This is a genomic window from Bacillus sp. 22446 (genome assembly GCF_052044955.1).
Classification (GTDB): Bacteria; Bacillota; Bacilli; order Bacillales; family Bacillaceae; genus Bacillus; species Bacillus altitudinis.
Window position 1 is genome coordinate 66295 of sequence record NZ_JBQEOD010000001.1, and the last position, 14389, is coordinate 80683.

Genomic DNA, 14389 nt, shown 5'->3' on the forward strand with positions numbered 1-14389 from the left:
TTTTTTTGTGCTGGCATGTGACAGGCCGACTCCTGAATATAGTGATAAAGGAAAGGAGCATGGCCGAATGCAAGATTTAAAAACGAGAGTCAACGAATATATCGATGAACTGCACATGCAGGTAGAACGCAGACAAAGAGAAGATGGCGCATTTGTTTTCTGCTTTGAAGGACCTATGATGACAAATTCTTTTTTCATTATGCTACTAAAAGCCGTTGGTGACCCTGATCAGCAATTGATCCATCAATTGGCCGAAGCAATACATGCCAAACAAAATGAAGATGGTTCCTTTTCTTTGTATCATGACCAGTCGGGACATCTCACAGCTACAGTACAAGGTTATTGCGGAATGCTCGCATCTGGCAGATTTCAAAAAGACGAGCCTCATATGGAAAAAGCAGCACAATATATTCGCTCAAAAGGTGGCCTAAAGAACGTTCATTTTATGACAAAGTGGATGCTTGCCGTAAATGGCATGCACCCTTGGCCCTACTTCTATGCACCTCTTTCCCTTTTACTCATCCCTACGTCTTTTCCGCTGCACTTCTACCACCTTAGTGCCTATGCAAGGATTCATTTTGTACCCATGATGATCGCACTGAACAAACGGTATACCTCTCATGCTACGTTTCCATCATTAGCCCATCTTGATGAAAACATGTCTAAAAATCCATTTGACTGGTTTATGGCAAGAGAAGAACGTTCGACTGATCACTTCCTCATGTATATGCGGTCATATACAGCCCTCGACAGCCGGCTCGACTTTTTCGGATATGAAGCGGCAAAGCGATACATGTTTGACCGTCTTGAAAAAGATGGGACGCTGTACAGTTACTTAAGTGCAACCATCTTTATGGTCTATGCCCTCATGAGCCTTGGATACTCCCCTGGACATCATCTCATCCAAAAAGCAGTCAGGGGTATGAAAAAGCTCGTCACCTCCTGTCAAGGCAAGATATATGCTGAGAATTCCACCTCGACTGTGTGGGATACAGCGCTTGTCAGTTACGCTTCTCAAAAATCAGGAAGAAAACGAGAAGATCCCATGATCATGAATTCCTTCATCTATTTGCTGGACCGGCAGCAAATGAAGAAAGCGGATTGGGCAGTTCATAACCGGCATGCTGCTCCTGGTGGCTTTGGTTTCTCACATATCAATACGAATAATCCTGATTGTGATGACACGCAAATTGTGTTAAAAGCGATCCCAAAGGAATACACTCCACTTCAGTGGAAACGAGGATATGACTGGCTTCTCTCCATGCAAAACCGTGATGGCGGCTTTTCTGCTTTCGAAAAAAATCAAGATCACTTTCTGCTTCGTCACCTTCCGCTTGAATCTGCGGAGGATGCGGCGATTGACCCGTCAACTCCTGATATTACTGGCCATGTCCTCCATTTGATTGGTTTAGAAGAAAAAGATACTGCTTCACCCACGATTCTCAGGCAAAAAGATCGATGTGTAAAATGGCTCATTGACCACCAGGAGAAAAACGGATCATGGTTTGGCAGATGGGGTGTTTGTTATATTTATGGAACTTGGGCAGCGTTAACAGGACTGAAAGAGGCCGGCATCCCCTCCTCACACCCTGCTGTGCAAAAAGCGTGCCGTTTCCTAAAGCAGATTCAGCTTGAAGATGGCAGTTTCGGAGAATCGTGTAAAAGTGCAGAACTGAAAACCTATGTCCCGCTTCCCTTTGGCACAGTGGTTCAAACCGCATGGGCGACAGAGGCGCTCCTCCAATATGAGAAAGCAAATAACGCAGCCATTTTGAAAGCTGTCTCCTTTTTAGTGAACCATCACCATACTGAAGAAGCCATGTACTATCCAGTCGGCATTGGACTACCAAAACAATTTTACATCACCTATCATACCTACCCATTTGTGTTTCCGATGATGGCTTGTTCTACATTTTTAGAGGAAATGAGGCGTATACATGAATAAAGAAGAATATCGCTCACAGCTCAAAGAGTGGCTTAGCACGATTCAACATGTTTGGCAAGATGATGAAATTCATCGAAAAGTGGAACATTTACGACTCAAAATGGAGGATGACCATTCGAGTGAACAAGAATGGTACGAACTAGCCGAAAGGATTGCAGAAGACATGCAGCCACACGAAGAAGTGCGCGATGTAGCAGCTGGAAATCATCAGTTACCACCACTGCCTTATCGGTATGACGCGCTCGAACCTTATATTTCAAAAGAAATTATGTACTTGCACCATCAAAAGCATCATCAAACTTATGTTGATGGGCTAAATCAAGCTGAACTTGCGCTAAAAAAAGCAAGAAGAACCAATGACTTTACGATGATCAAGCATTGGGAACGTGAGCTTGCCTTTCATGGGGCAGGACATTATTTACATTGTATCTTTTGGTTTTCAATGAGTCCTTCAGGAAAAAGAAAACCTACTGGTCAAATGCTTCGTCTCATTGATCAATCATTTGGCAGCTATGAAGCGTTCAAGTCACATTTTTCAGCTGCTGCCAAACAAGTAGAAGGTGTCGGATGGGCGATCCTTGTATGGTCTCCGCGATCTCAGCGTTTAGACATTTTACAAGCAGAACGCCATCAGTTCCTCTCGCAATGGGACGTCATCCCCCTTCTTGCTCTTGATGTGTGGGAGCATGCCTATTACCTCCAATATCGAAATGAAAAGGCGCAATATGTAGACCGGTGGTGGAATGTCGTTGACTGGCGTGAGCCAGAAGCAAGACTAAAACAGGCTCAACAAGTGAAATGGACACCTTTTTGATCGCATACTCCACATAGTTCATTTACTATGTGGGTTTTTATTAGTTTACATAATAATATTATAAGCACCTGATGCAAAATCATAGGTTGTTTTTTCAGAAAATTCATTTAAAATAGAAAAGATATGAAAAGAAAGAGAGTTGAAAGATAGTATGAACATCCTTTTACACATTAGTCATTTTGCAGGAAGAACATTTGCTATATGGGTCATTGTCTTTGCTTGTCTAGGTTTTACTTTTCCTGCGGCATTTTCTTTGATTGGACCTTATATCCCTTTTTTACTTGGCATTATTATGTTTGGTATGGGGCTGACGCTGTCTTCTGAAGATTTTAAAGAGCTTTTTAGAAAGCCTCTTTATGTATTGATCGGGGTTTTAGCGCAGTATACTCTGATGCCACTCATTGCATTTTTATTGGCCTATGGGTTACATTTGCCTTCTGAAATCGCTGTTGGTGTCATTCTCGTCGGCTGCTGTCCAGGCGGGACTGCATCCAATGTAATGACCTTTTTGGCGAAAGGAAATACGGCCTTATCCGTTGCCGTGACAACGATCTCGACACTACTTGCTCCCATTTTGACCCCTGTTTTCATTTATATCTTTGCAAAATCTTGGTTATCTGTATCACCGGGTGCTTTGTTTTTGTCGATTGTCCAAGTTGTCTTAATTCCGATTATTTTAGGGGTCATCGTCAAATTGTTTTTTAAAAAACAAGTGACGTATGCTGTACAAGCACTCCCACTTGTATCTGTTACTGGCATTGTCGCCATCATTGCAGCTGTTGTCAGCGCAAATAAAGAACAGATTCTGCAATCTGGACTGCTTATTTTTGCCGTTGTTGTTTTACATAATGCTCTTGGTCTATTATTGGGTTACCTCATTGCAAAATGGTGTAAAATGGACATTCCTTCTCAACGAGCAATTTCAATAGAAGTAGGGATGCAAAACTCTGGACTTGGCGCAGCCCTTGCAACCGCACATTTTTCTCCACTTGCCGCCGTTCCCAGTGCCATTTTTAGCGTATGGCATAATTTATCTGGCTCTTGGCTGGCAACATTTTGGTCAAAAAGAGGCTACCCAGAAAATAAAGACCAAAAAAGCTAGTACCCTCATCGGTACTAGCTTTTTCTTTCGATTATCCTTCAAGCAATAGCTGTTCAGGATCTTCAAGTAGATTTTTAATCGTGACAAGGAACCCAACAGCTTCTTTACCATCGACAATACGGTGGTCGTATGAAAGAGCTAAATACATCATTGGACGGTTTTCAAAGCGTTCTTCATCAATTGCAACAGGACGAAGCTGAATTTTATGCATACCTAAAATTCCAACTTGAGGACTGTTTAAAATTGGTGTTGAAAGCAGAGAACCAAATGTTCCTCCGTTTGTGATCGTGAATGATCCACCTTGTAATTCATTGAGCGATAATTTGTTATCTCTTGCTTTTTTCGCAAGATGACCGATTTCTTTTTCAATTCCAGCAAATGATAGTCTGTCTGCATCACGGACAACTGGTACCACAAGCCCTTCATTGGCGGCTACAGCAATACCGATGTCATAGAATTTTTTAATGACAAGCTCATCACCTTGAATTTCTGCGTTGAGAAGTGGATATTTTTTAAGTGCTGCTACCACTGCTTTTGTGAAGAAGGACATGAAGCCCAGTTTCACATCGTTTTGTTCAAGGAAGGCATCTTTGCGACGCTTTCTTAGATCCATGACAGCTGTCATATCGACTTCATTAAATGTTGTCAGCATCGCTGCCGTTTGTTGAACTTCAACTAAACGTTTTGCAATGGTTTGTCTGCGGCGTGACATTTTTTCACGCTCAACTGGTTTCCCTGCTTGATCATTTTGCACCGCAGCATTTGCTTTTGGCGCGGCTTTCGGTGCACTTGCAGGAGCTTCATTCTTTTGGTAAGAAGCTACATCCTGCTTTCGTACCCTGCCCAGCGGATCTGCGGTTGGAATCTCAGATAAGTCTAAACCCTTCTCTCTTGCTAGTTTTCTAGCTGCTGGAGAAGCGATCGTTCTGCCATTACCAGATTTCGGCTCTTCTTTTGCTGCCTCTTCTTTTTGTTCAGCTGCTGGTTCTTCTTTCGAAGCTGGTGCAGAATCTTGCTCAGGTGCTGGAGCTGCGGACTCGCTTCCGCCAGCTTCACCTGCTGCAATCGTTCCGATGACTTCTCCAACTTGGACAGTGTCACCAGAATCTTTCAGTACTTCTTTTAGAACACCAGATTCTTCAGCTGTCAATTCGACATTGACTTTATCTGTTTCAAGTTCTAACAGGTATTCCCCCTGCTCAACATAATCGCCCGGCTGTTTTAGCCATTGAGCAATTGTTCCTTCCGAGATTGATTCCGCTAGTTCAGGTACTTTAATTTCCGCCATTTTTCATTTCCCCCTTAGTTTTTGCGAGTCAAGCTATCAGATACAATTCGTTCTTGTTCTTTTTTATGAACAGTTGGATCACCCTCAGCCGTACTTGAACGTCTTCTGCGGCCGATGTAACGTACTTTTACTTTTTCAGATGCAATTTCACGTAAATATGGCTCAATATATCCCCAAGCGCCCATATTTTGCGGTTCTTCTTGCACCCATACGATTTCTTCTAAGTTTGTCAGTTTTGATAAAATGGCTTTAATATCTTTGGCTGGGAATGGATATAATTGTTCCACTCTCGCAATATGAAGCCAATCTTTTGAGTCTTCCATTTGAGTAAAACGATCACTAATATCGATCGATACCTTCCCGCTCGATAGCACAAGGCGTGTTACTTTTTCATGATCATGCACAAGGCCCGGCTGTTCAAGAACTGGACGGAACTGTCCATCTGTTAGTTCTTGGACTTCGGATAATGTGTTCGGGTTACGAAGCAGACTCTTCGGTGTCATGATGACAAGAGGACGAATCTCTTCACGAAGCAGCATTTTCGCCTGTCTTCTAAGAATATGGAAGTATTGAGCTGCACTTGTCAGGTTCGCAACTGTCCAGTTATTCTCAGCAGCTGATTGCAAGAAGCGTTCTGTTCTTCCACTAGAATGTTCTGGACCTTGTCCTTCATATCCATGTGGCAAGAGCATCACAAGCCCTGACTTTTGTCCCCACTTGGCGCGGCCTGCTGAAATAAATTGATCAAAATACACTTGAGCCGCATTTGCGAAGTCTCCAAATTGAGCTTCCCAAATCACTAATGTTTCAGGAGAATAGACATTATAACCATATTCAAACCCGATGACAGAGCCTTCTGACAGTGGACTATTATGGACTGTAAATGATGCATTTGCATCACTCAGTTCATGAAGAGCAATGAATTCATCTCCCGTTTGACTGTCGTGAAGAACAAGGTTTCTTTGAGCAAATGTGCCTCGCTCAGAATCCTGTCCGGTCATTCGAATCGGCGTACCGTCTTTTAATATAGATGCAAATGCCAGTGCTTCACCAAGTGACCATTCCACTTTGCGATCATCTGTAAACACTTTTGCACGTTTTTCAAGGATCCGCTTTAGCTTACCGAATACTTGGAAGTCTTTCGGCCAGCTAATTAATTCTTCATTCAGCTTTCTTAATACATCAAACTCTACAGATGTATCAACTGCAGGGAAGCCGTTAGATACAGGCTCTGGCAGTTCGATTTCTTGAATCGTATGTTCTTTCTTTGAAGGCACTTTTTTATAAGCTTCTTCAATTTTTGCCGTGACAGCCTGCTCAATTTCTTCTCTTTGTTCTTTTGACAGAAGGCCCTCAGTGACAAGCTTATCTGCGAAGATATTCTTGACCGTTTTGTGCTTTCTGACCGCATCATACAGCATTGGCTGAGTAGTAGATGGCTCATCCATTTCGTTATGGCCATATCTGCGGTAGCCAATCAAGTCAATTAAGAAATCCTTTTTAAAGCGTTTACGGTATTCTACCGCCAGCTGAACAGCTGCTAAACAAGCTTCTGGATCGTCTGCATTGACGTGAACAATTGGAATCTCGAAACCTTTTGCAAGGTCACTAGCGTATTTTGTTGAACGAGATTCATTGCTTTCTGTGGTAAATCCAATCATATTGTTGGCAATGATATGGATCGTTCCTCCCACTTGATAGCCGACTAATTGACTTAAATTTAATGTTTCTGCGACAATTCCTTCACCAGGAAATGCAGCATCCCCATGAATTAAGATGGCTAACGCTTTTTCAACGTCTTGAACTGGATAGCCTTTTTGAGTACGCGATTCTTGAGCTGCACGAGTGCTTCCTTCAATAATCGGGTCAATAAATTCCAAGTGACTTGGGTTATTGGCAAGTGTGACTCTTGCACTCTTTGTATCTTCATCTTTGATTTGGCGGTCAGCACCGAGATGATATTTTACATCCCCTGTCCATCCGTAGCTGATGCCGATAGAGCCTTCTGATGGTACAAGCTCTTTATTAGGCGCATGCTGGAATTCTGAAAAAATGATCTCATATGGCTTTCCTAACACATGTGCTAATACATTTAAACGGCCTCTATGTGCCATTCCAATGTTAATATTTGAAGTCCCTTGTGTAACAGACTCGGATATAATTTCATCAAGTACTGGAACAAGTGCGTCTAATCCTTCAATAGAAAAACGCTTTTGTCCAACAAATGTTTTATGAAGGAACTGCTCAAATTGCTCGACTTCTGTTAATCTTTTGAATACAGAAACTAGTTTATCTGCTGGTTTTTTCTTAAATAATTCGCCAGACTCAATAGATTTAGAGAGCCAATTGCGCTCTTCGAAGTCATGTACGTGATCAAACTCAAATGAAATGGTACGCTTATACGTATTTCTCAAATGGTTAATGGCTTCTATGCCGTTTGAAATGTGTTTAGGTGCATCTGGGCTAATAATTGATATTGGAATATTCTTAACGTCTTCTTCAGTTAAACCGTATTCCTTTAATGGAAACAGCTCTTGTAATTCCTTTTCTTTGCGAAGAGGATTGACGGAAGCATTTAAATGGCCATACGTTCTGATGTCTTCTGCCAGTTTAACGACTGATGCTATCTTTTGGATTTGTTCAGAAGTAACTACGCTATTTTCTTTTTTCCCAATTTCCTCCTTCATTTCACTCGGTGGTGCACCAAGTTCATCAAATATGCCTCTTATGTCTTCATCAACACTAGTAGGATCCTGGACATATTGATCGTAGAGCTCGAGCACGTAGCCGAGGTTCGGACCATGAAATTCTTCCCAACTCAACGGTTGTTTCACATCATTTTGAAACATTTTGAACACTACCCCCAACTTTGATCATCAAGTGATTGAACACTATCTCGATATAACTTCCAGAACACAATGACCAAATTTATGTAATAAAACGCTTCCAATCATATTCTACCACTGTTTCGGATTACTTTCTACATTCTTTGTTCAATTAAAGATAAAAAATTCAAAGAAAAACAAAAAATTTAAATCATTCCGAAAAATATTTTAAAGAAAGGGGCAAAACCTTATGCCCCAATGCTTTTATGCAGCAATTTCTTGAGTAATGGATATAGCACATCTGGCAATGTATCGACATCCGGTACAAAAATGCTGAACTTGCCATACATATCTTGGATCGTTTTCATCTGCGCCTCTTCAATCGGAGAATTGGATAAAAACACATTGATCACTTCAATTCCCTTTTTTCTCGCTTCGAGAACCGCTTCATGTGTATCCACGATCCCATTTTGTTCGTAGCTGAATGCAGCCGGCTCTCCGTCTGAGAAAACAATGAGGAATTTTTGCTCTTCTCTTCGTTTTAAAATCATTTTTGTCATTTGGCGAATCGCATATCCATCCCGGTTATCCTCTTCTGGCTCAAGTGACATAATGGATGGTCCTGCGTCAAATAAGGAATCTTTGAACGATACGACGGTGTTAAAGTAGTTCGGCTGACTTGTTTCAGTTGCGTCATTTGTATCTTCCCAGAACCCTACAATTTGATGAGGTACCTGAACTGATTTTAATGCTTCATGAAACAGAACAATCCCTTTTTTTGTCTCATCCATCTTGTCAAACATACTCGCAGAACAGTCAACTAATAAAGTGAACACAGCATCAATTTGAGAAGATGGCGCTTGTTTTTTATAAAATAGTCGAGGATTGGACTCTGTAAAATAACGAATGAGCTTTTTACTGAGACGTCCTGCATGAAGATCTGTTTTTGGCCATGTTTTTTTATGCTCAAGTGTTTTTTGAATCATTTGTTTTAAGCGTTTCTGATAAGGCTCGATTGCCTTTGCGTGCTGCTTGTACACATCTATTTGCTCTGGTGAAGGAGGTTCTGGTGAAATCATGACTGGAAATGCATATTTGTTTTCTTTTCCATTCTCATGCGCATCTGCCCCGCTTTCTTCTCCTTCTGCCTCTTCTAGTGCTTCAAGCTTTGAATAGTCTTTTCGATGGGTTTGTTTGGCTGAACCTTGAACCGTTCCAAGCGCCTGATCTCCATCGTCACCTTCTCTTGCCGCATCTTTACCGAGATCGCTTTTACCACCGTGTTCTAAATCAAATTGAAGGAAACTTTTAGATGGTGCTTCCGTTTCTCTATGCCATACTTCCATATATTCATTATGGATGTCTTCATCCCCCTCTTTTTCCCGATCAACTTTTATATCCTCACTTAATTTAGGCTTTCTTTTGAGGTCATGGAAAAGCGGTTCTTTTGCCGCTTTTTCATAGTCCAATTCTGGGAAGAAAAAGTATGTGTTCAGCATATCCTTTTCAAGGAGCTCATCGAAGCCTTCTGTCAATTCCTTCACAATGATGGCGATATCAGATGTCGAGCGTGCGTCATATACGCGTTCAAGACTTGACTCAATAAACGGAATCATTGGATCTATCCGCTCATGAAGGGGTGGAATTTCTTCAAGCGGAGATTCGGCTGTCAGCTTCACGTATATCGCACAAAAGAGTGCATCTGTTAAAATACTGCGCTCTTGGTTAATCGTTAATTGTGTTTTAAAGTGACGTCTGTAAAGCTCTCTTCTCCGTTTAAACACCTTTTTTGTTCCTGGGCGGTCACGTTTAATACGCTCTTCAATGCGGACATCTTCAAGCAGCATAAACAATTGTTTGCACACATCAGGAATGGATAATGTGTGGGCATAGCGAATGATGTCTTCAAATACTGTAAGATCGCTATACACTGTCCCTACTGCTCGCAGGAACACATCACTTTTTAGGCCTGCCATCATATCCTCTTGATGACGATCATCCCAAAAATGGCTGATGAAAATTTTCTTTTCAAACGGTTCATAGTATGATTGAACACCGTATTCAAGCTCCACATCATCACTTTTGGCAAGTGTTTTGGCTAAATCCGTTAATTCCATAAATAGAAATGAATCGATTCTGCTGTCATTAAATTTGATGAATTTCAAAAGTCAGAACCTCACTCGAATAATGTTTGAGCGATATTTCTTACCGCTGCTTTTTCCCGGTCATCTTCTAGCTTCTCCACAATTCCTCGTTCAATTGCACGAAGCGGCGGGATATATTGCGCAAGATCACATGTATCTAACAGTGCGCGAATGGATGCGGCTTCTTCACTGACCTGTCCATTGTGTGCTTGGACGATGAGATCTGATGAGAGCTGTACGAATTGATCGATTAACCGCTCATCCTTTAATACGGATTGAGTGTGCAGTACTTCTTTTAAAATGCCGCCGCCAATGTAAGGAACTTCAATGACGACAAAACGGTTTTTCAGCGCTTCATTGAGCGGCACTGTCCCCACATATCCCTCATTGATTGCTGCAATCACGCCAAAACCTTCTTCTGCTCTAACGACTTCACCTGTAAATGGGTTTGTCATCATTTTTCTGTAATCAAGCACACCGTTTAAAATAGGTAGTGTTTCTGGTTTTGCCATGTTGATTTCATCAATATATAAAAGGTGTCCTTTTTTCATTGCTTTTGTAACGGGTCCTTCAATGAATTCTATAGAAGCAACTTGTCCATCATTATGGATGGTTTTATAGCCAATAAGACTTTCTGCATCAAGGTCAACGGAGCAGTTTACACTGTGCATCGGCTGCTGAAAAAACGCGGATAAAGTTTCTGCTAGTTTTGTTTTACCTGATCCCGTCGGTCCTTTTAACAGAACATTTTTTCCTAGGGCAAGTGCAATCATGGCATCTTGAATAATAGACGTATCTTGTGATTCATAGCCGCCTGTTCCGATAAGCGGACGAAATTCTTCTTCGAGAACTTTTCCTTTTGCTTCGATCATTGCTTGAATTTCTTCTGGGAGTGCTGGTTGGTTAAACATATATGATTAATTCCTCTCTTCGATCATTTTCCTCACCAAGTATACTAAAAAAACCTTTATGCACTCAATACATAAAGGTTCGTCTTCTGTTATTTTACCATTTCTTTTGTGATGGCTCCGCAAGCAATGCGTTTCCCTGAGTTGCCAGAAGGGTTGCTTAAGTAATCATCTGCTTCTGCATGGATGATGAAACTTCGCCCGTTTTGATCAACCAATTGATTCGGGCCTCCTTTGACCGTCACATTCGGAACATTCACAACGACGTCAATTTGACCATCTGCCCCTACTTCTAAATTAGGCATATCTCCAGCATGATGCCCCTTTGGGTTGTCGAAGCCATGCTCTCTATGGGTCGGATTATAGTGAGCCCCCGCCGTTTCAAAATCTGGCGTTTCACATATTCCTGTTTCATGAATATGAAAGCCGTGAGGACCTGGTGGCAGTCCTTTCGCTTTCACATGCAGATCCAGCCCATTTTCTGATGATTCTCTTATTTCAATGCTCCCTATTTTTTGCCCGCTTTCGTTTATGAGTGACGTTGTGACTGGTGCTTGTTTAGGTGCGGCAACTTCTCTTGTTTCTTCTGTCGTTTCTTTTTTTGGCGGTGCATGACATGCTGATGCGGTAAAGATCAAACATATCATGATCATCCACACTGACTTTTTCATTTATGACTGCCCCCTTTTGTTATCAGTATGGACAATCACAGCATTGGGCAAACAAAAAAAGCCGAAAATCGGCTTTTTTAGAAGAAACGTTTCGCACCTAGGTACGCTTTTTTCCAATAAGGATTGCTTAAGTTTGAAATTCCTACTCCGCTGTCACTTGCATGAAGGAAATCTCCTCCACCTAGGTATAGTCCCATATGAGAAGGACCTGCTTTGTACGTTGTGAAATAAACAAAATCTCCAACTTGTGGTGTGCTGACAGGCGTCATCATATTCCAGTATCCTGCTGTACTCAATCTAGATACTGATGAAACCTTATTAATGAGATAGTAAACAAAGCCGCTGCAATCAAATCCAGCTGGTGTATTGCCGCCCCATCTGTAAGGAATGCCTGTGAGTTTTTTACCTTCTTGAATCATTGTCGTGATTTTTGCATTCATTGGAACGTCATTTTTATTATTGTTGACCGGTGTTGTTGAACCGTTTGACGTAGAACCATTAGATCCAGTTGAACCGGAAGCTGTTCCGTTGATTTTTAATACTTGTCCAATTCTAAGCACATCACTTTTCAAGCTGTTTGCTGCGCGGATTGATTGAACCTGCACCTTAAACTGATTCGCAATTTTCCATAATGAATCACCTGATTTAACCGTATAAGATGTTGTTTTACTACTTGAAGACTGATTGCTGTTTGAAGGCGTGCTAGGTTGAGCAGGTGCTTTCGGCTGACTTGGTTTTGACGTCACCGTTCCTTTTACCTTCAATACTTGATTTGGATAAATCATATCAGATTTTAGCGAGTTCAATGTTTTAATTTCACCAATCGACATGTTTAACGAATTGGCAATTTTCCAAAGTGAATCGCCTAATTTTACTTTATATGTACTAGATGCTGATGACGAACTATTAGAATTTGTTGATTTGTTACTTGAGCTGGAATTAGATGTTGAGTTTGAATTTGAGGACTGGCTGCCGCTCGTTTTCGTCGTTCCAGACACTTTCAGCTTTTGTCCAGGACGAATGAGGTCACTGTTTAAGCTGTTCAAACTTTTCAAACTTGCAACTGACATTTTGTGATTCTTCGCAATCAGCCATAATGAATCCCCAAGCTTGACTGTATAGCTAGATGTTGTTGAAGCACTTGATTTCGTTGCTTTTGAACCTGTTGATGAGCTGGATTTTGAACTTTTTGCACCAGGAATCTTTAAGCTTTGTCCTGCAAAAATCATCGTCGTTTTTAATTGATTAAGAGATTGAAGTTCCGAAATACTTGTGTTGTACTGTTCGGCAATCTTCCAAAGTGAGTCACCGCTTTTCACCTTGATCGTCTGTGCTTCTGCCGGTGCAGCAATAACAGCTGAGCCTGCGATCGCTGAAACTGTGAGGCCGGTTACTACTTTTTTCTTCATAGATGAATCTCCGCCTTTCATGATTTCGTACCGTAAGACTTATGTACTAGTTTTGAGTTTAGCATTTAATGGTTCTGCTTCTCTTGCACTATTTTATCTTTATTTCTATAATATTACTCGACATGAAGACGTTGGGCAATACTAAATAGGTTTTAGAGCAGCAAACTCAAAATGCTAAAACAAAGCCATATCGTTTCTATCGGCTGTTTGCTGTATTTATAAACAATTTTTAAGGAATTTTTAAGTTGACGTTTAGAAATTTGTCAAAACAAGCACGTTGCTAGTTTCATAGTTCTATTCTACATGACAAATTTTTCTGTATCAAATGACTTTTTACTTAATTGCCTGTTTTTTCTCCTCAATAAAAAAAAGCACCCTTCCCCATGAAGAATGCTGTGTTCATGTTTACTTTCTGATTTCTTGATCTTTTACAGTTAACGGATAGAGGACGCCTTCTTTCGCAAACGACATTTTTCCTGTTTCTTCTGATACCACAAGAACAAGGGCATCAGTCATGCCAGAAAGTCCAATGGCTGCCCGGTGTCTTGTGCCTAGAGAAGGGCTGACTTTTTTCGAGGTGAGCGGTAGGACATTTGCAGCGGAAACAAGCGTATTTTCTTTTACTAAAAGGGCGCCATCATGAAGTGGGTTTCCAGGATAGAAAATGCTTTCTATTAATGATGCGCTAATTTTTGCATGGAGGTTTGTCCCTTTTTGTATATAATCCTCCACCTCATCTCTCCTTTGAATCACAATCAGTGCGCCATGCTTTTGTTTTGATAAGTTCTCAATGGCTAAAGAAAATTGAGCAAAACCTGGTGTGAATTCTTCCATATATGCTTGTAAATAAAACGAGGAAGCCTCTGCATGCATTTCATTAAACTGATCATGCAATGATTCGAGTTCACAAAGAAGGCATTGTTCCGTCTGGTCAAGCGAATCGACGATTTTCCTTGCATCCATCATAATTTGCGTTAAATGAGATTTCATTTCTAACTTAAACATCGCTTCTTCATTTGTGCGATTGATCATCTCACCATGTCCCTCCTTCTTTCGCTTGTGTCATAAAATAACAAATTGTGCACATTCTATTTGTATGGAGGTGAATTCAATATGACCATTCAAAAAGTGATTCAATATGCTTGCAGCATTTTAGGTGTTGTCAGTCTTTCTTTTATTTATGCCCAAATGTTCAAAAAAACGAAGCCCTCAAAGAAAAATAATCCGACGGAGAATTGATTTTTTTACATAGCGTGATATAATTCCTCTCGTTATTTCTGTTC

Annotated in this window: 11 protein-coding genes; 4 read left to right on the forward strand and 7 right to left on the reverse strand. The window is 41.0% G+C overall.

The genetic code is table 11. The features are described 5' to 3' along the window. Window positions 1-67 precede the first annotated feature (67 nt). The 3 genes from ACTJJD_RS00285 to ACTJJD_RS00295 all read left to right on the forward strand — a co-directional run bounded on the left by ACTJJD_RS00285 (window position 68) and on the right by ACTJJD_RS00295 (window position 3861). The gene (locus ACTJJD_RS00285; RefSeq protein WP_440608014.1) at window positions 68-1945 is read left to right on the forward strand and encodes a terpene cyclase/mutase family protein; all 1878 of its coding nucleotides are present in this window, start codon (window positions 68-70) and stop codon (window positions 1943-1945) included. After that, window positions 1938-2759: a superoxide dismutase gene (locus ACTJJD_RS00290; protein WP_440608015.1), complete on the forward strand. Its 822-nt coding sequence runs from the start codon at window positions 1938-1940 to the stop codon at window positions 2757-2759. Before ACTJJD_RS00285 ends, ACTJJD_RS00290 begins: the two co-directional genes overlap by 8 nt. Before the next feature lie 151 nt (window positions 2760-2910). Next, window positions 2911-3861, forward strand: a complete 951-nt coding sequence (locus ACTJJD_RS00295; RefSeq protein WP_440608016.1) for a bile acid:sodium symporter family protein — start codon at window positions 2911-2913, stop codon at window positions 3859-3861. A gap of 31 nt (window positions 3862-3892) precedes the next feature. Here ACTJJD_RS00295 and odhB read toward each other — a convergent pair whose 3' ends face one another. The 7 genes from odhB to cdaS all read right to left on the reverse strand — a co-directional run bounded on the left by odhB (window position 3893) and on the right by cdaS (window position 14138). Then, window positions 3893-5149, reverse strand: a complete 1257-nt coding sequence (gene odhB / locus ACTJJD_RS00300) for a 2-oxoglutarate dehydrogenase complex dihydrolipoyllysine-residue succinyltransferase (RefSeq protein WP_007500721.1) — start codon at window positions 5147-5149, stop codon at window positions 3893-3895. 14 nt (window positions 5150-5163) lie between these two features. Then, window positions 5164-7998, reverse strand: coding sequence for a 2-oxoglutarate dehydrogenase E1 component (sucA, locus tag ACTJJD_RS00305; protein WP_017359494.1), 2835 nt, complete (start codon window positions 7996-7998; stop codon window positions 5164-5166). A 224-nt stretch (window positions 7999-8222) separates the two neighbouring features. After that, window positions 8223-10139 (reverse strand): vWA domain-containing protein, encoded by a 1917-nt coding sequence (locus tag ACTJJD_RS00310; protein WP_242730576.1) that lies wholly within the window; start codon window positions 10137-10139, stop codon window positions 8223-8225. 11 nt (window positions 10140-10150) lie between these two features. After that, entirely contained in the window at window positions 10151-11029 is an 879-nt protein-coding gene (locus tag ACTJJD_RS00315) for an ATP-binding protein (protein ID WP_017359496.1), read from the reverse strand. An 89-nt stretch (window positions 11030-11118) separates the two neighbouring features. Continuing rightward, window positions 11119-11697, reverse strand: coding sequence for a superoxide dismutase family protein (locus tag ACTJJD_RS00320; RefSeq protein WP_242730577.1), 579 nt, complete (start codon window positions 11695-11697; stop codon window positions 11119-11121). A gap of 77 nt (window positions 11698-11774) precedes the next feature. Then, window positions 11775-13106: a C40 family peptidase gene (locus tag ACTJJD_RS00325; protein WP_342494162.1), complete on the reverse strand. Its 1332-nt coding sequence runs from the start codon at window positions 13104-13106 to the stop codon at window positions 11775-11777. A 405-nt stretch (window positions 13107-13511) separates the two neighbouring features. After that, a complete protein-coding gene (cdaS, locus tag ACTJJD_RS00330; RefSeq protein ID WP_024718575.1) occupies window positions 13512-14138 on the reverse strand; it encodes a sporulation-specific diadenylate cyclase CdaS in 627 nt (208 codons plus the stop codon). A gap of 81 nt (window positions 14139-14219) precedes the next feature. On the opposite strand from cdaS, the gene ACTJJD_RS00335 reads away from it, so the two are divergent. After that, on the forward strand, window positions 14220-14345 hold the full coding sequence (locus ACTJJD_RS00335) for a hypothetical protein (protein WP_003215647.1): 126 nt from the start codon (window positions 14220-14222) through the stop codon (window positions 14343-14345). Window positions 14346-14389: the final 44 nt, after the last annotated feature.